Origin of the sequence: Canibacter zhoujuaniae (genome assembly GCF_011752005.1) — a bacterium.
Classification (GTDB): Bacteria; Actinomycetota; Actinomycetes; order Actinomycetales; family Microbacteriaceae; genus Canibacter; species Canibacter zhoujuaniae.
Window position 1 is genome coordinate 294,385 of record NZ_JAAIJZ010000001.1, and the last position, 16,756, is coordinate 311,140.

At 53.4% G+C, this 16,756-nt stretch carries 18 protein-coding genes, 1 tRNA gene and 1 riboswitch; of the genes, 13 read left to right on the forward strand and 6 right to left on the reverse strand.

What is annotated here, in order from left to right; genetic code table 11:
• Positions 1–7 precede the first annotated feature (7 nt).
• From rplU to HCR00_RS01410, 11 genes are all read left to right on the forward strand, one after another.
• The gene (gene rplU, locus HCR00_RS01360; RefSeq protein ID WP_166984882.1) at positions 8–316 is read left to right on the forward strand and encodes a 50S ribosomal protein L21; all 309 of its coding nucleotides are present in this window, start codon (positions 8–10) and stop codon (positions 314–316) included.
• Between the two features lie 30 nt (positions 317–346).
• A complete protein-coding gene (gene rpmA / locus HCR00_RS01365) occupies positions 347–598 on the forward strand; it encodes a 50S ribosomal protein L27 (protein ID WP_166984880.1) in 252 nt (83 codons plus the stop codon).
• Positions 599–678: 80 nt separating this feature from the next.
• Positions 679–2,193, forward strand: coding sequence for a GTPase ObgE (obgE, locus tag HCR00_RS01370; protein WP_167142123.1), 1,515 nt, complete (start codon positions 679–681; stop codon positions 2,191–2,193).
• A gap of 2 nt (positions 2,194–2,195) precedes the next feature.
• A complete protein-coding gene (gene proB, locus HCR00_RS01375) occupies positions 2,196–2,972 on the forward strand; it encodes a glutamate 5-kinase (RefSeq protein ID WP_166984876.1) in 777 nt (258 codons plus the stop codon).
• Between the two features lie 13 nt (positions 2,973–2,985).
• Positions 2,986–4,236 (forward strand): glutamate-5-semialdehyde dehydrogenase, encoded by a 1,251-nt coding sequence (locus tag HCR00_RS01380; protein WP_167142126.1) that lies wholly within the window; start codon positions 2,986–2,988, stop codon positions 4,234–4,236.
• 64 nt (positions 4,237–4,300) lie between these two features.
• A complete protein-coding gene (locus HCR00_RS01385; RefSeq protein ID WP_166984872.1) occupies positions 4,301–4,510 on the forward strand; it encodes a hypothetical protein in 210 nt (69 codons plus the stop codon).
• Positions 4,511–4,515: 5 nt separating this feature from the next.
• Positions 4,516–5,121 carry a nicotinate-nucleotide adenylyltransferase gene (gene nadD / locus HCR00_RS01390; protein ID WP_167142129.1) on the forward strand — a complete coding sequence of 202 codons (606 nt, stop codon included), beginning with the start codon at positions 4,516–4,518 and terminating at the stop codon, positions 5,119–5,121.
• Positions 5,114–6,430, forward strand: a complete 1,317-nt coding sequence (locus tag HCR00_RS01395) for a hypothetical protein (RefSeq protein WP_167142132.1) — start codon at positions 5,114–5,116, stop codon at positions 6,428–6,430. Before nadD ends, HCR00_RS01395 begins: the two co-directional genes overlap by 8 nt.
• A gap of 2 nt (positions 6,431–6,432) precedes the next feature.
• A complete protein-coding gene (gene rsfS, locus HCR00_RS01400) occupies positions 6,433–6,801 on the forward strand; it encodes a ribosome silencing factor (RefSeq protein WP_424945186.1) in 369 nt (122 codons plus the stop codon).
• Positions 6,802–6,860: 59 nt separating this feature from the next.
• Positions 6,861–6,933, forward strand: a tRNA-Ala gene (locus HCR00_RS01405).
• Positions 6,934–6,963: 30 nt separating this feature from the next.
• Entirely contained in the window at positions 6,964–7,815 is an 852-nt protein-coding gene (locus tag HCR00_RS01410) for a Nif3-like dinuclear metal center hexameric protein (RefSeq protein ID WP_167142134.1), read from the forward strand.
• Positions 7,816–8,115: 300 nt separating this feature from the next.
• Here HCR00_RS01410 and HCR00_RS01415 read toward each other — a convergent pair whose 3' ends face one another.
• The 6 genes from HCR00_RS01415 to HCR00_RS01440 all read right to left on the reverse strand — a co-directional run bounded on the left by HCR00_RS01415 (position 8,116) and on the right by HCR00_RS01440 (position 14,389).
• Positions 8,116–9,393, reverse strand: a complete 1,278-nt coding sequence (locus HCR00_RS01415) for an ABC transporter permease (RefSeq protein WP_166984864.1) — start codon at positions 9,391–9,393, stop codon at positions 8,116–8,118.
• A complete protein-coding gene (locus tag HCR00_RS01420; protein ID WP_208317139.1) occupies positions 9,390–10,100 on the reverse strand; it encodes an ABC transporter ATP-binding protein in 711 nt (236 codons plus the stop codon). Before HCR00_RS01420 ends, HCR00_RS01415 begins: the two co-directional genes overlap by 4 nt.
• Positions 10,100–11,494, reverse strand: a complete 1,395-nt coding sequence (locus HCR00_RS01425) for a peptidoglycan-binding protein (RefSeq protein ID WP_243854490.1) — start codon at positions 11,492–11,494, stop codon at positions 10,100–10,102. The genes HCR00_RS01420 and HCR00_RS01425 overlap by 1 nt, the downstream gene beginning before the upstream one ends.
• Before the next feature lie 20 nt (positions 11,495–11,514).
• A complete protein-coding gene (locus tag HCR00_RS01430; protein WP_166984862.1) occupies positions 11,515–12,564 on the reverse strand; it encodes a hypothetical protein in 1,050 nt (349 codons plus the stop codon).
• Between the two features lie 86 nt (positions 12,565–12,650).
• Complete coding sequence (locus tag HCR00_RS01435) at positions 12,651–13,421, reverse strand: ABC transporter permease subunit (protein WP_167142137.1); 771 nt, start codon at positions 13,419–13,421, stop codon at positions 12,651–12,653.
• Entirely contained in the window at positions 13,421–14,389 is a 969-nt protein-coding gene (locus HCR00_RS01440) for an ABC transporter ATP-binding protein (RefSeq protein ID WP_166984858.1), read from the reverse strand. The genes HCR00_RS01435 and HCR00_RS01440 overlap by 1 nt, the downstream gene beginning before the upstream one ends.
• 83 nt (positions 14,390–14,472) lie before the next feature.
• Positions 14,473–14,616, forward strand: a riboswitch (SAM riboswitch).
• A gap of 20 nt (positions 14,617–14,636) precedes the next feature.
• Between HCR00_RS01440 and metK the strand changes: the two genes are divergently transcribed.
• Both metK and gluQRS read left to right on the forward strand, forming a co-directional pair.
• Complete coding sequence (gene metK, locus HCR00_RS01445; RefSeq protein ID WP_166984856.1) at positions 14,637–15,818, forward strand: methionine adenosyltransferase; 1,182 nt, start codon at positions 14,637–14,639, stop codon at positions 15,816–15,818.
• Between the two features lie 9 nt (positions 15,819–15,827).
• Positions 15,828–16,751 carry a tRNA glutamyl-Q(34) synthetase GluQRS gene (gene gluQRS, locus HCR00_RS01450; RefSeq protein ID WP_166984854.1) on the forward strand — a complete coding sequence of 308 codons (924 nt, stop codon included), beginning with the start codon at positions 15,828–15,830 and terminating at the stop codon, positions 16,749–16,751.
• Positions 16,752–16,756 lie beyond the last annotated feature (5 nt).

Sequence of the window (16,756 nt, forward strand, 5' to 3'; positions counted from 1 at the left end):
GTATCAAATGGTTTACGCAGTAGTGCGCGCCGGCGGCCGTCAGGAAAAGGTCGAGGTTGGCTCAACCATCGTCACCAACCGCATTGCCGGTGATGAAAAGGGCATTGTAGAGCTTCCAGCTGTGCTTTTGGTTGACGGAGACAAGATCACCACCGACGCTGACAAGCTCGCTAAGGTAAAGGTGACTGCTGAGGTTGTTGAAGATCTGCGCGGTCCGAAGATTGTGATCCAGCGTTACAAGAACAAGACTGGCTACAAGCGCCGTCAGGGTCACCGTCAGGATCTGACCCGTCTGAAGATTACTGGCATCAAGTAAGTTTAGTTTTTAGTTTTTAAGGAGCTCATAATGGCACATAAGAAAGGCGCGGCATCTACCCGTAACGGCCGTGACTCAAACCCACAGTACCTCGGCGTAAAGCGCTTTGGTGGCCAGCAGGTAAACGCAGGTGAGATCCTGGTGCGTCAGCACGGCACCAAGTTCCACCCAGGCGCTAACGTTGGCCGCGGTGGCGACGACACTCTCTTTGCTCTCGCAGCTGGAGCCGTTGAGTTTGGCACCAAGGGCGGTCGCAAAGTTGTAAACGTAGTCGCTGCTTAAGAAGCTAGCGATACTCTAGAAGGACGAGCTGCGGCTCGTCCTTTTTAGTCGCAGCAGGCAGAATTTCAGGAGACGATAAGATGGTTACCTTCGTTGACCGAGTCCAGGTTTTTTTCAACGCAGGCAACGGCGGGAACGGTTGTGTCTCCGTAAAGCGGGAGAAGTTTAAGCCGCTTGCAGGCCCTGACGGCGGGAACGGTGGTAACGGCGGTGATATTGTGCTCACCGCCACAGAGCAGGTGACCACACTCTTAGATTTTCACAGACGCCCACACCGTGCTGCGTCCAACGGAGCTTACGGCGCCGGAGACTGGCGCAATGGTGCGCACGGTGAATCCTTACAGCTTGAGGTTCCGCCAGGCACTGTTGTGAAGTCTGAAACCGGTGCGGTGCTCGCTGATCTTACGGAGCCTGGGGATACCTTTGTTGCCGCACAGGGAGGCCAGGGCGGTTTAGGGAATGCAGCACTCGCCAGCACCAAACGTAAGGCTCCGGGCTTTGCGCTGCTGGGTATTGCGGGCGAAGAGGTGACGCTCACTCTTGAGCTGAAAACTATCGCGGATGTTGCTCTGGTTGGTTACCCGTCTGCAGGTAAATCAAGCCTTATTGCCGCAATGAGTGCGGCGAAACCGAAAATTGCTGACTATCCATTTACAACACTGCACCCCAACCTCGGTGTTGTGGAGCACGGCGGCCATCGCTTCACAATCGCCGATGTGCCCGGTCTGATTGAGGGGGCCAGTGAGGGTAAGGGGCTTGGTCTCGACTTCCTCCGTCACGTTGAGCGCTGTAGTGCGCTGCTGCATGTGCTCGATGCGGCGGCGCTTGAGCCGGAACGCGATCCGGTAAGCGATCTTGATGTAATTCTGCGTGAGCTCGCCGCCTATCCTGTGCCTGAGGGGCAGACGCCACTCTTGGAGCGACCGCAACTGGTTGCCCTGAATAAGGTCGATATTCCTGACGGGCGCGAGATGGCAGAATTTATGAAGGGTGAGCTTGAGGAGCGCGGTTATCGTGTGTTCCTAATCTCGACTGTGACCAGAGAAGGCCTGCAAGAGCTCGGTTATGCACTCGGAGAGATTGTTGAGACCGATCGGGCAGCGAAACTTGCTGCAAAACAAGAGCAGCAGTCTGAGCGGATCGTGCTGCGCCCACAGCCGAAATCTCGCGAAGCCTCATTCACGATTACTGTGGAGGGGGGCAGCTACGGCCCGGTTTACAGGATCCTTGGAGCGAAGCCGGAACGCTGGGTAAAACAGTGCGACTTCACCAACGATGAAGCGATAGGGTATCTCGCAGACCGCCTGAACAAGATAGGCATTGAGGAAGGTCTTGTAAAGGCGGGCGCTGTCGCCGGTTCTACGGTTGTGATCGGCGAGGGTGAGGGCGTTGTTTTCGACTGGGAACCAACCCTAACTTCAGCAGCAGAGGTGCAGGTTGTGGGAGCCCGCGGCACTGACAGCCGCATTGACCAGAGCGATCGCCGCACAAACAAGGAGCGCCGCAAAGAATATCACGAGTGGATGGACGCTAAAGCCGCGATGCGTGAAGAGCTAGAGCGGGAGCGCGAAGCCGGACTGTGGAAGGAAGACTAGCTGTGGCCGATAACCGCAAGCTGCAACACGGAAACCGCATTGTAGTAAAGGTGGGTTCGTCGTCGGTCAGCGGCGAAAACAAACAGCAAATTCCGCAACTAGCTGCATCCTTGGCGCGGCTGCACGCTGCCGGCAGTGAGGTGATACTCGTCTCTTCAGGCGCGATCTCCAGCGGTGTGCCATTTCTGCAGCTGTCTGCAAGACCGGAAGATCTCGCGACTCAGCAGGCGGCAGCCGCTGTGGGGCAGAACGTTCTGATTAACCGCTACCAGCGGGCCTTCGGCTTTTATGACATAGTTATCGGGCAGATTTTGCTCACCCCCTCAGACTTCGACTCAGCCGAACGCTCTGCTAACGCTCAAGCAACACTGAATCGTATGCTTGAGCTTGGCGCTATTCCGATCATCAACGAAAATGACTCGGTTGCAACGACAGAAATTCGCTTCGGAGACAACGACCGGCTTGCTTCGCTAGTTGCGAAGCTGGTAAAGGCGGATCAGCTTGTGTTGCTGAGTGACGTAGCTGCTCTTTACACAGCACCACCTAATAACCCTGAAGCGCAACCGATACAGTTTGTGCCGTTTGGTGACGACTTAAGCGGTGTGCAGATTGGTGAAGCTAAATCGGGGTGGGGCACCGGGGGAGCGCTAACCAAGGTTGCGGCAGCCAAATACGCGGCAGCGCACGGTGTGCGTGTGGTGCTCACCGATACAAAACTTTTCGCCGCTCTTATAGACGGTGAGTCACACGGCACTTGGTTTGAACCACGTAAAATTTGAGTAGGATTAGGGCATGTGCGAGGAAGCCATCTATCAGAAGCTGTCAGCCGGACGTGAGGCAGCGAAAAAATTTGCAACTGCGTCAACAAACTCTAAAAATGAAGCGCTGAAAAATATTGCGCTCGGCTTACGTAAACACACCGATGAAATTATCGCAGCCAACCAAAAAGATCTGGCTCGCGCTAAAGAGAACGGTATGGCGCAGAGCATCCAGGATCGTCTTATGCTCAACGCTGAGCGGGTAACCGCGCTCAGTGATGCCATTGCTGAAGTAATTAGCCTGCGTGATCCGATCGGTGAAATTGTGCGCGGCTCAACCCTGCCAAACGGCCTGCGGCTCACACAAGTGCGCGTGCCGTTCGGCGTGATTGGCGCGATTTATGAAGCACGCCCCAACGTCACAGTTGATATCGCCTCGCTAGCAATAAAAAGCGGTAATGCTGTTGTGCTGCGTGGCGGTAGTGCTGCAGAAGAGACAAACGCAGTTCTAATCGCCATCATTCAGGATGCCTTAGAAATTTCAGGTTTTCCACGCGCAGCGGTGCAAACCGTTGATGAGTTTGGTCGTGCAGGCGCGACAGCCATGATGCGGGCGCGCGGTTATATTGATGTGCTCATTCCCCGCGGATCCGCAAACCTGATTGAAACAGTAGTGCGTGAGGCGAAGGTGCCGGTGATTGAGACTGGCGCTGGAGTTGTGCACATCTATATTGATAAGAGTGCGAATCTGGAGACAGTTCCGGCGATAGTTGAAAACGCAAAAGTGCAGCGCCCTGGCGTCTGCAACGCCGTAGACACTGTTTTAGTGCATGAGCAGGTTGCCCCTGAGGTTATTGCTGCGATTGAGAGCAGAATCGCTGACCGTGTTGAGCTCTTAGGCGATGCTGCAGCTGTTGCCCTTGGCAGCACAGTGTCTGCCGCCGATGACAGTATCTGGGGCACAGAGCACCTAGCGTTGCGACTTGGTATTCGGGTTGTTTCTGATGTTGACGAGGCGATCGCCCACATCGACCGATATTCGACGAGACACACTGAAGTTGTGCTCGCAGAAGACTACTCTGTCGTTGAAAAATTTATCGCAGAAGTTGATGCAGCAAGCGTGATCGTAAACGCATCTTCCAGATTTACAGACGGCGGTGTGTTTGGCTTTGGCGCAGAGGTTGGCATTTCAACACAGAAACTGCACGCGCGCGGGCCGATGGGAATTACCGAATTGACCAGCACGAAGTGGATTACGCGCGGAAACGGCGATATTCGCCACTGATAGCTGGTGGTTCCCTGATAACATGGGGGAGTTACTATTTACCGATTTCAGATAGGTGATAACTATGAACGCAGTTAGCTTCATTACTGCCGAGGGTGCTGCAGTTGTTAATGAACTCCCGATGCCCGCTATTGTTTTCGGGCTCATTGCTATTGTTGCTTTTATCGCTCTCGCAGTTGTAACTTTCAGCTTCCGCGACGTTGCTAACCGTCACGCAGAAAAGGCTGAGCAGTACAAGCAGAAGTTTGGTGGGCAGGCTCCGCACCACCGTTAAGCACGATGGCACACTCGAGGCGGCGCATCGGTGTCATGGGTGGCACCTTTGACCCGATTCACCACGGTCACCTTGTCGCAGCAAGTGAGGTTGCTCACAGCTACGGGCTGGATGAGGTGATATTTGTGCCCACCGGCAGGCCCTGGCAAAAGTCAGGGGTCTCGCCTGGGGAGCATCGCTATCTAATGACTGTGATCGCAACCGCCAGCAACCCACAGTTCACTGTGAGCAGAGTAGACATCGATCGTGCGGGCCCAACATACACGGTTGATACTCTTCGTGATTTGCGCCAACAGTTTCCCGATGATGAGCTCTTTTTTATTACCGGAGCTGATGCAATAGCTCAGATATTGAATTGGAAAGACGTCGAAGAAATCTGGGGTTTGGCCCACTTTATCGCAGTTTCAAGACCCGGACATGAACTGTCTTTGAGCGGATTATCCGGCGACAATGTTAGTTTATTAGAAGTACCAGCTATGGCTATCTCCTCAACAGACTGTCGTAGCCGAGTCAAACAGGGGCACCCTGTGTGGTACTTAGTCCCCGACGGTGTGGTGCAGTACATTGCAAAACACCGACTGTATATAGATGAAAAGGCAGATGATGACTGAGCAGAATCAAAACGGCCGTGGGGCGTCTAATGCCCCCAACGTTGGATTAGGTGACGCTTTCAATCCAGCTGCTACAGAGACCGGATCAATTCCAGTGCTGCTTGAGCAGGGCGCTGAGTTAACCCCTGAGCAGCTCACGATTCTTGAGCAGCTTGAATCAAGCGTGCAGCTTCCAAGTAGCAACCCAGATGGCAGCCCGCTGACACGTCGTCAGCGACGTGAACTGCATACGCAGGAGTTGGATCGCATCATCAGCGAGTGGGAAGCCGAAAACGGGCCTATTCGTGAATACGGTGTGCAGGCTGCGGCAAGTGACGCACAGTTCGATGAAGACGCACTGCCAGCTACCGAAGCCCTCAGCCTGCAAGAGATGCTAGCTGAGGATCCAACCTCAACTGTTGACCCGCAAGATGCTGCGCAGCCTGCAGAAGAAACAGCTGCAGAAGAATCCGCCGTCGATGTGGATGCGGATAGTGCTGCGTCACGCAAAATCTCATTCTGGCCGTTTGGTGGCAAAAAAGAGTCTCACGAAACTGCAGAGGCTGCTGAGACGGAACCAGCACAGGCTGATTCTGTAGAGGTGGTTGCGGTAGAAAATTCTGAGGTCGCAGCAGCGGCTGATGATGCAGAGATCGTTTCTATTGAACAGTTAGACGATGTAACTGCTGCTGAGCTTGAGACATCAGCAGAACTTGAAGCTGCAGACACTGCTGAGCCTGCAGAGACTGCTGGTGGTGCAACAGCGCAACCTAAATCTGCGATTGTTGGCGGGGGCCACAGTTTCCCAGATATCGTGCCGTTTGAAGAAGAGTCTGTCTTTGACCCTGAGTCTGATCGCAAGATGTCAGATGCTCCTGAGACGAGCGGTTTTGATACCCTGATCTCCAGAGTTGTTTCTGATGAGAGCTCAGCAACCATCACAAGCGGCACCTCAGCTTTGATACTGCCGAGCATGCCGTCTGGCAGTGATCTTGTTGAGTCAATCAACTCAACCGGGGAGCTTTTTGCATCCGGATCAATCGACCTGCCGCAGGCGCTGGGCGAAACAGGTGCCCACCATTCGTTGCACGGTGTTGACGAAGATTTTGATGCGCTGCTCGATATTGAAGCAGCAGCAGGCGATACCTCTTCGCGCCCGAAGAGCGCGCTATCTGCTGTGTCTTCACGACACGCGCAGGCAATGCCGGCCGTGGAGCAGACTAAAGCAGATTCGAGTAAAAAGCCGCTGGTGTTTGCAATCGGTACCGGGGTGCTCATCCTCGCTTCTATCGCCACTGTCGTGGCCGCATTTAATGGAGTCTTTAGCTAGTAATGCAAAACAGTTCAGCTTTAGCGATGTTAGACATCGCTGTTCCCGCCTCGCTCAAATCTGATGGGCAGGATCCGATCGCTCTTAACGTTTCTGAGGTGTTCGGGTATGCCGACATTTTTATGATCGTCTCCGGAGCTGTGGAACGCAATGTGCAGGCGATAGCGCGTGATATTGAAGACGAGCTTAATGCTGCGGGTTATAAAACTCTGCGGCGTGAGGGGCGCGAGTTAGGGCGCTGGATCTTGCTTGATTTCGGTGATCTCATTGTGCACGTCTTTCACGAAGAAGAGCGTGAATACTATGTGCTTGAGCGGCTCTGGTCTGACGGAGCTAAAATTGATCTCTCAAAGCATTTGCCGGCCGTGTAATTTGTTTTAACCTGCAAAAAGCACTAATATAAATATTTGTTGTTCTACACAGAACAAAAGGGCCTATGGCGCAGCTGGTAGCGCACCTGCATGGCATGCAGGGGGTCACGAGTTCGAGTCTCGTTAGGTCCACAAAATTCTCAAAACGTATAAGCTGTTTTCATGGCTGTGAAACTATCAACTATTCGCGCTTTCCTTGAAGAGCTTTATCCGCTCGACTGGGCTGAAGACTGGGATCGAGTTGGTTTAGTTGCTGGGGATCCGGATCAAACAATTTCGCATATCCGCCTTGCGGTGGATCCAACAGTTGCTGAAGCTAACGCAGCGGCTCAAAATACGGGAACCCTGCTGCTCACGCACCACCCACTGCTGCTGCGACCGGTAAGTTTTCTGACAACCGAAACCGGTAAGGGCGCGGTGATTACCAAACTCATACAGTCAAGGGGCGCGCTGTGGTGCGGCCACACCAACTCTGATCGCTCCCGTGCGGGCACGGTTGGCGCCTGGATTGATGCCCTGCAGCTTAAAAATGCTGCACCGCTCGTCGCGCCGCAGACAAACGAGCCGGTGGGGGATTCCAAGCTTTTCGGAATGGGGGTTGTGGCAGATTTGCCCGCGAAAACCACGGTTGTTGGGCTTGCGAGGCAGATCGCAGACATTGTTCCTGCGACAGCGCAGGGTGTGCTTTATACCGGCTCGGGTGACCGTGAAGTGGGGCGGATCGCGGTCTGCCCGGGGGCTGGCGATTCACTGCTCGAGACTGTCTCTCAGCTTGATGTCGACGCATACATCACCTCAGATCTGCGCCATCACCCGGCACTTGAGCATATCGAGTCGCGAGCTAATGCGCTTGCCGTGCCAGCACTGTTGGATCTGCCACACTATGCGAGTGAGTTTATATATCTTGAGTCGTTAGCAAAGATGCTAAGAAGTGAATTTCCAACTGTTACAACAGAGGTTTCTGCCATTTCGAGCAATCCATTCACCGGACGCGTGGATAAAAGCGTGAATTAAAGGCTATTAGAATTTTCACACAACCTACCTTGATACGAATGGAGAAGAGGAAATGGGTTATATAGGCCGTGATATCGAAAATGATCGCAGAGAGAATGTAGTATTGTTTGTACTCTCATTTTTGGTTGGGTTTGTGACAATTTTTTTGACAATAAAGAAACTAAGAACCGCTCGGAGAGAGCACAACCCGATTGATCCGTTCCTCACAGCAGCGTTTTGGATAAGTGCCGTCTATTGCATAGCAGCGGTATCAATCATCGTTGGTTCTGCCTATATCAGTTTCATAGAACCGCAAATAAGTTAATTGTCGCGCAGCGCATCAACCGGTTCGATTTTTGTTGCTTTCAGCGCTGGGTAGGTGCCAGCAATCAAACCCACCAGCGCACCAACAAGCACTCCGATAGGCGCAGCCCAGGCGGCCAAAATTGGTGTCCACTGCTGCACCACACACACCCCGATTAACGCAAGAATACCAACCACAACGCCGATCAGACCGCCCAGTAATCCGGTGGTGAGCGACTCCAACATGAACTGCGCAGCGATATCACGAGCCCTGGCGCCGAGAGCGCGGCGCAAACCAATCTCACCACGCCGTTCTGAAACCGACAGCAGTGTTACGTTCGCGATGCCTATTCCGCCACCAATCAGCGCAACAATACCAATAGCGACAAAGAGCACATTGATATCTGATTCAATGCCCTCCTGCACAGCGTTTGCAAGACGCGGCGCACCAACTTTGAAACCGTCGGGGGAGTTCGGGTTGAGTGCAATAGGGGCTTGCCGACCAACCACTTCGCCGGCACCAAGATCTATGCGAATGTCAAAGTTGCTTGGGGCACCCATATTGAAGTCATGACGAGCGGTTGTGAGCGGCACAATAACAGCGTTCTGCAGATTTTCCCGCACTTTTACGCTCTTCAAAATTCCGATGACAGTGTAGGCGTTGCCGTCAAGAAAAATCGCTGATTGATTGTTAACTCGGTTGATACCCAGCTGTTCAGCCGCTTTTGCCCCGAGCACAGCCACACGATCACCGCGTGCATCGTGACCGGCGTCAAAAAAACGACCGGTTTCTATTTCACCGGCAACCACATCTAAAAGTGACGGTGAGGCAGCTGTAATGCGTGGTGGAACACGCTGAAGTTCAGCGGGATCAGCAATTTCAACAGCTTTTACAGGAGTGTTTTCTGGCGCGTCGGTAATTATTGCAGATGTGGTTACCCCGGCAAGATCCGCAACTCTAGCCGGCGCATCCCAAGGAATTACAGCAGTTGCTTGCTTCGTGCCGCTACCGCCTGCAGAATTACTGTTAGAGCGCTTCGGCTCAATAGTGACGCGCGTTGCGCCGAGTGAATCAAACTGCTGCGCAATCTGACCGCTGGCTGTTTGCGCAAAACCGATTGTTGCCACTAATGAGGCAATACCGAGAACCGTGCCGAGCAGAGTTATAAACATTCGTGATGGGCGGGCACCAACACCCTCAAAACTCTCGTGAAATAAATCACGGGCACTAATGCGCGGCACAGTACGCCGAGGGGTCTTGGCTTTACGATCCCGTTTGAGGCGAATTTTTTTCATGTTAACTCCGTAAGCAGGCCATCGGCTATCCGAACCTGTTTTTGGGCGGCCTCAGCCACATGAGAATCGTGGGTAATCATGACTATTGTGAGCCCGGATGCCCCGAGCTCTGCAAACAGCTCCATGATGAGTTCAGAATTTCGCCGGTCGAGATTTCCTGTTGGCTCATCGGCTAGCAGCAAGCGCGGCTCATTGGCAATCGCACGGGCGATAGCCACTCTCTGGCGCTCACCGCCAGAGAGTGTTGTCGGGTAGAAATTTACACGGTGCTGTAAGCCGACGCGTTTCAAAGCCTGCCGGGCACGTTCTTCACGCTCTGCACGATTGCGCCCGGCATAGGTGCCTGCCAGCATTACATTTTCAAGCACCGTTCTTTTCGGCATCAGATGGAAAGACTGAAACACGAAACCAATTGCTTCACCACGCAGCGCCGCACGATCATCGTCGGCAAGCTCGGAGGTGTTAATCCCCTCGAAATAATAGGTGCCGGTGCTCGGGCGGTCAAGCAGCCCGAGCGTGTTCAACATCGTAGACTTGCCAGACCCGGAAGGGCCGATTATTGCCAGATAGTCACCGCGCTCAATGCGTAAATTAACTCCGCGCAGCGCGAGCACCTGCGGTGAACCGGCAAACAGTCGGGTGACATCGTCAAGCATCGCGATTGGCCCATCGTAGTCGGGGTTTCCAACCGTGCTCACGGTGTTCATTAGCGGCCCACCACAACCTTAGCGCCTTCTTTAACGCGCTTGTCTGTGCTTGAAATTTCTACAAATCCTTCAGCGGCGAGACCGGTGGTGACCTCGACTAAAGCGGTTTCCATCCCGCCTTTATCTTTCGAGATGAGCAGCTCGATGCGGTCTTCACCGCCTGATCCTGCTGTCACCGCCGCAACAGGCACTGCTAACACTTCAGACTCTGTGGCAGCGATGGGGATCGTAACGCGCACGTTGTTACCGCGCAGCTCGGTTACGTCTTCAGCAGACAAACCTTGCGGCTCTAGCACGACCTGATAGCGGCCGGAAGAGTCACCGCTGTTGGAGTTCTTATCGCCCTCTGATCCCTCATCTTTATTCTCGGTGTTTGCAGACCCCCTGCGCACTTCCTTCACAGTGGCTGTGTAGTCTTTACCGCGATGCACAAAAGTTGCGGTCGAGCCGACGGTGATTGACTCTGCATCCTGTTTGCTCACTGTGCCGGTGATTGACAGAGTCGCGCCTGAGACACTCATGGGGGAACCGCTCAAAACATCGCCACGCTTCACTCGCAGCTCATCGACACGACGCGGCAGATCAGTTAGATAGAGAACTTCCGAAGCCGGCAGGTAGACCATATTTGCTTCAACAGCAAGGCGGTACTGTTCCTCAATATCGCGCAGCAGCCCCTGGTCAACCGGCTCTACGTCCTGTGCTTCTGAATACTGCCGTTCGAGATCGCGGATAGTTTTGCGCCCCTCGAGCCCGCCGTCCGGTGCCTTATAACCGAGATCGCGGTACAGTGCGGCGACCGCTTCAGAAGTCGCAGCGTCGAACAGATTGCTAGTAACATCACCAACGCCATACCCGAGCGATGCAAGAGCCTGTTTCAGCTGCAGCACATCAGGCCCCTGCATCCCGACTTTGAGAGTGCGGTAAGCAGGCAGCTCGCCCGGTAACACTACGACCGGCCGACCCGCAACCTCAAGTGCGAGAGTGCCTGCTTCTAAGAGATCACCAACTTTGGGTAGATTTCCGGTTATGATAGGGCGTTCTTCGCTGCCGGCTGTGTCTAACTCGACAGCAACCGCATCAGCGAATGATATTTCACCGCGAGTGATGATCTTGTTCTCTATCTTCCGAAGTTCGATAGGCGCGCTGATCGGGCCGGCCTCGGGGGCTTCTTTGCGTGCAGCAAGCTCTGCAGGTGACACAATAAACTGCATTATGAGCACACCCGCCAGAAGTGAGGCAAGAGCTACGGCGGCAATTACTGCAACAAGTTTTGAACCGCTGAGACCTTTTTTAGATTTCGTGGTGGGCTCTGTGCTGGCATCCTCATCAGTGGTATTTGTATCTTCGTTAGTGGTGTTGGTATCCAGCTCAGGCGCTTGCTCGTTATCAATCATCAGAAATCTACCCTGTCGCGTTACTTGCTTTTCGAGTTCTTCTCGTTGACGAGAGCTGTTACACGGTTGAGAGTCGCCTTATTCTCGTTGACGAATTGGGTCTGCCGCTCAAACGTTATATCGTAGTGTTTTTTGTGATACCCGATCTTTTCCTTGCAATCCCACTCAGCAACGGCAACCTCTCGCTCGCGCTTTTTAAAGGCCTCTAACTCTTCCGGCGAAGCAGAACTGGTCTCGCCAGAATCATCAGATGCAGCAGCTAGCTCGTTGTATTCCTCCCAGAGAATATCTTGCGCACTTTGGTCACCTAAGTTGTCTAACCCAACATCCGCTTTTGCTAGACAGTCAGACAGCTCTCGGTCGAGATCGTGGAAGGGGTAGTCAGCGTGTGTTTTGTCATACTCAGAGTTAGCTAGTTCACCTATTTTCTCAAGCAGGTCTTTGATTTCAGGATCATCCTGCAGCGCACCAATAGGATCCTGTGACATTTCATCATGCCTTATGCTGCCGTAGCAGCCCTGGTCGTAATCATCCCAGCTTGCCTCGCCAGCTTCAATCGCAGCCATTTGCTCTTCAGTAAGCGAAGGGCCCTGCAGTGACTCGTAGTATGCGTCCCGTTCTGAGTCACTCAGACTGTTTACATAGTCTTGATTGGGATCTACCTGCTGGGCGCCGTCAATATCTTCGTCATTTAAGCCGCCCGGAACTTCGGTGATGCCGTAACCGTGTTTTTCCGCATACTCTCTTGAGTCGTACGATAAATCATCATCAGAAGAGCTGTAATCGTCACTGAAATCCTCACGCTTTGGTGGGTTCGGTGTGTAATCCCAACCCTGATCCTGCATACATGAGGCAATTTTTTCCTCCGCCTTAACCAGCGTTTCGTATGCCTTATCGGCATCGTAATCGTTGGCTGAGTAGATCTCGTTAAAAAACTGGTTTAAAGGTAGCTTGTCATAATCGAGATCGGCGGCGCTGCTAGCGTTGTTCTGTGAACCACAACCGCTGAGCACCAATAGTGATGAAGCGAGAATCGCGATTGTTGGCAGCGCTCTCTTTTTGAAGCTCATTGCTGTCTACTCCTTTGTACGGATGTAAGTGCGTACAGCTATACTAGAGCCGCAATCGTCGTAAATAACCGCAAATAATCAAATTGTTATTTAACATCTGACTTTTGGTTTCTAATCAAGCCCAGCACCAGCGGAATTACAATATATGCGGCCAAAACAACAATGTTGTACCACAGCGGAGCAGGCGAGTCGACGCTCCACCCAGGCTCTACAGCAGCGAAGTTGTCCACATAAGCAGCAATGTCTTGCGTTCGTGGGATCGCCAGCACCTTAGCAAGAGGGTGCAGCGCTTCTATGTAAACCGCAGCCGTGAACAGCAGACTCTCGATAACCATGTAGTAGACCAGCGTAATCGTCATGCCTGAAACAAGACTTCTGAACAGGGCAGAAAAGCCGAAACTTGCAGCCCACATCAAAACAATTGGCAAAATTGCGGCAAGTGCTTCGCCATAACCCCTATCAGCAAATCTAACGTTTGGGGCGATCCAAATAACCAGTAAGCTCAAGGCAACTCCGAGCAGCAGATTCAGTGTCAGAAACGTAAATCCAGTCACAGCTTTGGCGCACAACCACTGCCAACGTTTTTGCTGAGTCAGGAATGCATGAGCGTTAAGACCGGACGAAATATCGCCTCCAACGCTAGAAGCAGAAAACACCGCTGCGATGATCGCGAAGATAAAAGATGATGTGGTGAAGATAGATCCCCATGTTTCAACACTGTCTTCTCCGGCAAACACCGCCGAAAGCACCTGCGGCCCGTAGAGGCTGCCAGTTAGCAAAACTGTATACAGAATGGTGGAGCGCAGAGACGCTAGTTTAATAACTTCAGCTTTAATTGCGTTCATTAGATTGTTCATTAGTTTTGGCCTCCGTCTACCTGCGCAGTTGAATACTCTTGGGAGGCGCCGGTTAGTTTTAGGAATGTTTCTTCAAGTCCGACCGTTTGTGTGTAGAGCTGTGTGATGGGAAGCCCATTGGCGAGTGCAAGGCCGGCGATATCTGCACGCGCTGCTGCTTCGTTTTGCTCTTCAGAGATTTCAACCTCAATTTGGGAAGCAGCTTTAGAGCTCGTATTAACTCGATATCCTGCATTTTGCAATAAGGCGGTTAGCCGCACGTGTTCTGGGCACTCGACAATAACCGCAGCGTTACCGGCGAGGAATTCTTGCATGGAATATTCTCCAAGCAGCTGCCCGCGGCCGATTACAACCAGTCGATCTGCGGTGAGCTGCATCTCATTCAGAAGATGCGAAGACACCAGCACAGCCCGCCCTTGGGAGGCGAGGAAGCGGATCGTATCACGCAGCCAGCGCACACCCTCGGGGTCGAGGCCGTTAACAGGTTCGTCCAAGAGCAGATGCTGCGGGTCTCCCAGCAGTGCAGCAGCGAAGTTGATGCGCTGTTTCATGCCAAGCGAGTAGCTTTTCATAGGTTTTTTCGCGACCGCTGTCATGCCTACGAGATCGAGGCACTCAGCAACCCGAGACTGCGGTATCCCGCCGCTCGCAGCCAGTACACTCAGATGCCCATACCCGGAGCGTTTGGGTGTGAACCAATTGGCGTCGAGAATAGCGCCGGCAACTCGCGATTTATTAGGCAACTTCGAGAAATCAGAATCGTAGCTTTTACCGTCAACTGCGCCCGTAAATCTGACAGAACCAGAGCTGGGGGTATCCAGCCCAAGCATGCAACGCATCGTTGTTGACTTGCCGGAGCCGTTTGGGCCGAGAAATCCAGTTACCTGCCCGTCCGGAACCGAAAAACTGAGATCGGCAATCGCCTTCTTGCTGCCGTACGTTTTAGTTAGATTTTCAACTTCGATCATTGTTTAAGAATAAGCGCAACAAGCCTTCCAGCGTAAGGGGGGGCGTGTCGAGGTTTTTGTAAAAATCTGTTACGCTTTCAACAGTTCAAGAGTTGCAGCCTTACAGTACCTGGCTGGCTGCACGACAACCCGAGCTCATTGTTCCGGGTGTCCCAGGGTAAGAACCGGCGCACACGGTGCAGCAAGACAATGAATATCTGCTCATCTCGTGCGTGCAAGCAATGAACAACCACGAAAGCGAGATGAAATGCAGCTCTTCACCTCCGAATCTGTCACCGCCGGTCACCCTGACAAACTGTGTGACCAGGTCAGTGACGCCATACTTGATGCCTACTTGGGTGCGGATCCCACAAGCCGTGTCGCTGTCGAAACGCTGGCCGGTAACGGTCGGATCGTGATCGCCGGCGAGGTGAGCTCTAACGCAGGTATCGACCTTGAGGCAATCGCGCGGAAAACTATTAGAGAGATCGGATACACGGATCCCGCATACGGCCTTGATGCTGCAAACTGTGAGGTGCAAATTTTTGTTGCGCCGCAGTCGCCTGAGATTGGCGAGGGCGTCTCAGTCTCTGCCGAACAGCGCAGTGCGACAGCCGAGGATCCTTTCGACCTGCAGGGGGCCGGTGACCAGGGGATAATGTTCGGTTACGCAACAAACGAAACCCCGACACTAATGCCGCCAGCACTCACTATCGCGCACGCGCTTGCTGCGCGCCTGCAAGAGGTGCGTCAAACTGGAGTTCTAGAGTGGCTGCGACCAGACGGTAAAACCCAGGTGACTTTAGGGCTTGAAAATGGTGTGCCAAAGCTGGTTGACACTGTTGTGCTGTCAACCCAGCATGCTGAACATGTTTCCCAAGATGAGATCCGGGAAGCGGCTGCACATCACGTAGTTGCGCCGATCCTGCACGAAACCGGCCTAGATCTGGAGCAGTTAAAATTACACGTTAACCCCTCAGGCTCGTTTATTGTTGGTGGCCCGCAAGCAGACGCCGGTCTGACGGGACGTAAAATCATCATTGATACCTACGGGGGAGCGGCACGACACGGCGGCGGTGCGTTCAGCGGCAAAGATCCATCAAAGGTTGATCGCTCAGGCGCGTATGCGATGCGGTGGCTTGCAAAACATGTTGTTGCTGCGGGGCTTGCCGAGCGAGCAGAGCTGCAGGTGGCGTATGCGATCGGTAAGGCGCGGCCGGTTGGGCTTTACGTTGACACTTTTGGCACCGGTGTTATCTCTGATGAAGAGATTGCGAAAGCCCTGCAGCGCACATTCGATTTGCGGCCGGCTGCTCTGATTGATGAGCTAAAGCTGAAGCGCCCGATTTATGCAAAGACAGCCGCATACGGTCACTTTGGCAGAGAACTGCCCGAGTTCACGTGGGAGCACACCCCCAAAATAGCTGCGTTAAAACAGGCTGCCGCGTAATCTGGAGTTATGGAAACTATTGGGCGAGGTGCGGGGCGTTATGCGCCGAGTCCAAGCGGGCGCCTGCACATCGGTAATCTGAGCACGGCTCTTGTGGCGTGGCTTGCTGCTCGCTCTACCGGCCGTAAATTTTTAGTGCGGATCGATAACCTCGATCGCGATAGAGATGCCGGCGCAGGGCCAGCACAGCTGTCGGATTTAAAACTGCTTGGGCTTGACTGGGATGAGCCTGCTGTGTGGCAGGCGGATCGATCCGCAAGCTATGCTGCAGCGGTTGAGAAGCTTACCGCAGCCGGATTAGTGTTTGAGTGTTTCTGCTCGCGTAAGGATATTCTGCAAGCACCCACCGCGCCGCATGCACCGCCGGGAGCGTATCCGGGCACCTGCCGCAACCTGAGTGCAGCAGAGATCGCGAACAAGCAGGAGCAGTTTGGTGGGCGCAACCCGGCACTCCGTCTGCGCACACCAGCACCGGCCCAAGAGCGCTCGTTTACAGACGCGCTGCTCGGCAGAGTTACAGGCTCTGTTGATGATTTCGTATTGCGACGTGGTGACGGCACCTACGCCTATAATCTTGCAACCGTGGTTGATGATGCCGCAGCGGGAGTGGATCAGGTGGTGCGGGGAGAGGATCTTGCGCTGAGCACTCCGAGACAGCTCGTGCTTTATGATCTGCTCGGTCTAAAAGCTCCTGAATATGCACACGTGCCGCTGGTTTTAAACAAACAGGGTCAGCGCTTAGCTAAACGTGATGGCGCTGTCACCCTGGCAGAGCTGCTTGAGTTGGGGATCAACCCTAGTGAGGTGCTCTCTAAAATGGCAGAATCTTTGGGGCTTAGTAAACCCGGTGAAGTGGTTAGTGCCACACAACTAATTTCACGCTTCGAGTATGCGAAACTTCCGAAAAAGCCGTGGATCTTTGCGGGGTTATAAGCGAA

Bases quoted from the DNA above. Each gene is read 5' to 3' on its own strand.
- metK (WP_166984856.1), top strand. From the start codon at position 14,637: ATGCAGCTCTTCACCTCCGAATCTGTCACCGCCGGTCACCCTGACAAA.
- HCR00_RS01420 (WP_208317139.1), bottom strand. From the start codon at position 10,100: ATGAACACCGTGAGCACGGTTGGAAACCCCGACTACGATGGGCCAATC.
- HCR00_RS01380 (WP_167142126.1), top strand. From the start codon at position 2,986: ATGTGCGAGGAAGCCATCTATCAGAAGCTGTCAGCCGGACGTGAGGCA.
- HCR00_RS01385 (WP_166984872.1), top strand. From the start codon at position 4,301: ATGAACGCAGTTAGCTTCATTACTGCCGAGGGTGCTGCAGTTGTTAAT.
- gluQRS (WP_166984854.1), top strand. From the start codon at position 15,828: ATGGAAACTATTGGGCGAGGTGCGGGGCGTTATGCGCCGAGTCCAAGC.
- HCR00_RS01430 (WP_166984862.1), bottom strand. From the start codon at position 12,564: ATGAGCTTCAAAAAGAGAGCGCTGCCAACAATCGCGATTCTCGCTTCA.
- HCR00_RS01415 (WP_166984864.1), bottom strand. From the start codon at position 9,393: ATGAAAAAAATTCGCCTCAAACGGGATCGTAAAGCCAAGACCCCTCGG.
- rpmA (WP_166984880.1), top strand. From the start codon at position 347: ATGGCACATAAGAAAGGCGCGGCATCTACCCGTAACGGCCGTGACTCA.
- HCR00_RS01425 (WP_243854490.1), bottom strand. From the start codon at position 11,494: ATGATTGATAACGAGCAAGCGCCTGAGCTGGATACCAACACCACTAAC.
- HCR00_RS01395 (WP_167142132.1), top strand. From the start codon at position 5,114: ATGACTGAGCAGAATCAAAACGGCCGTGGGGCGTCTAATGCCCCCAAC.
- rsfS (WP_424945186.1), top strand. From the start codon at position 6,433: ATGCAAAACAGTTCAGCTTTAGCGATGTTAGACATCGCTGTTCCCGCC.
- HCR00_RS01440 (WP_166984858.1), bottom strand. From the start codon at position 14,389: ATGATCGAAGTTGAAAATCTAACTAAAACGTACGGCAGCAAGAAGGCG.
- obgE (WP_167142123.1), top strand. From the start codon at position 679: ATGGTTACCTTCGTTGACCGAGTCCAGGTTTTTTTCAACGCAGGCAAC.
- HCR00_RS01410 (WP_167142134.1), top strand. From the start codon at position 6,964: ATGGCTGTGAAACTATCAACTATTCGCGCTTTCCTTGAAGAGCTTTAT.
- nadD (WP_167142129.1), top strand. From the start codon at position 4,516: ATGGCACACTCGAGGCGGCGCATCGGTGTCATGGGTGGCACCTTTGAC.
- HCR00_RS01435 (WP_167142137.1), bottom strand. From the start codon at position 13,421: ATGAACAATCTAATGAACGCAATTAAAGCTGAAGTTATTAAACTAGCG.
- rplU (WP_166984882.1), top strand. From the start codon at position 8: ATGGTTTACGCAGTAGTGCGCGCCGGCGGCCGTCAGGAAAAGGTCGAG.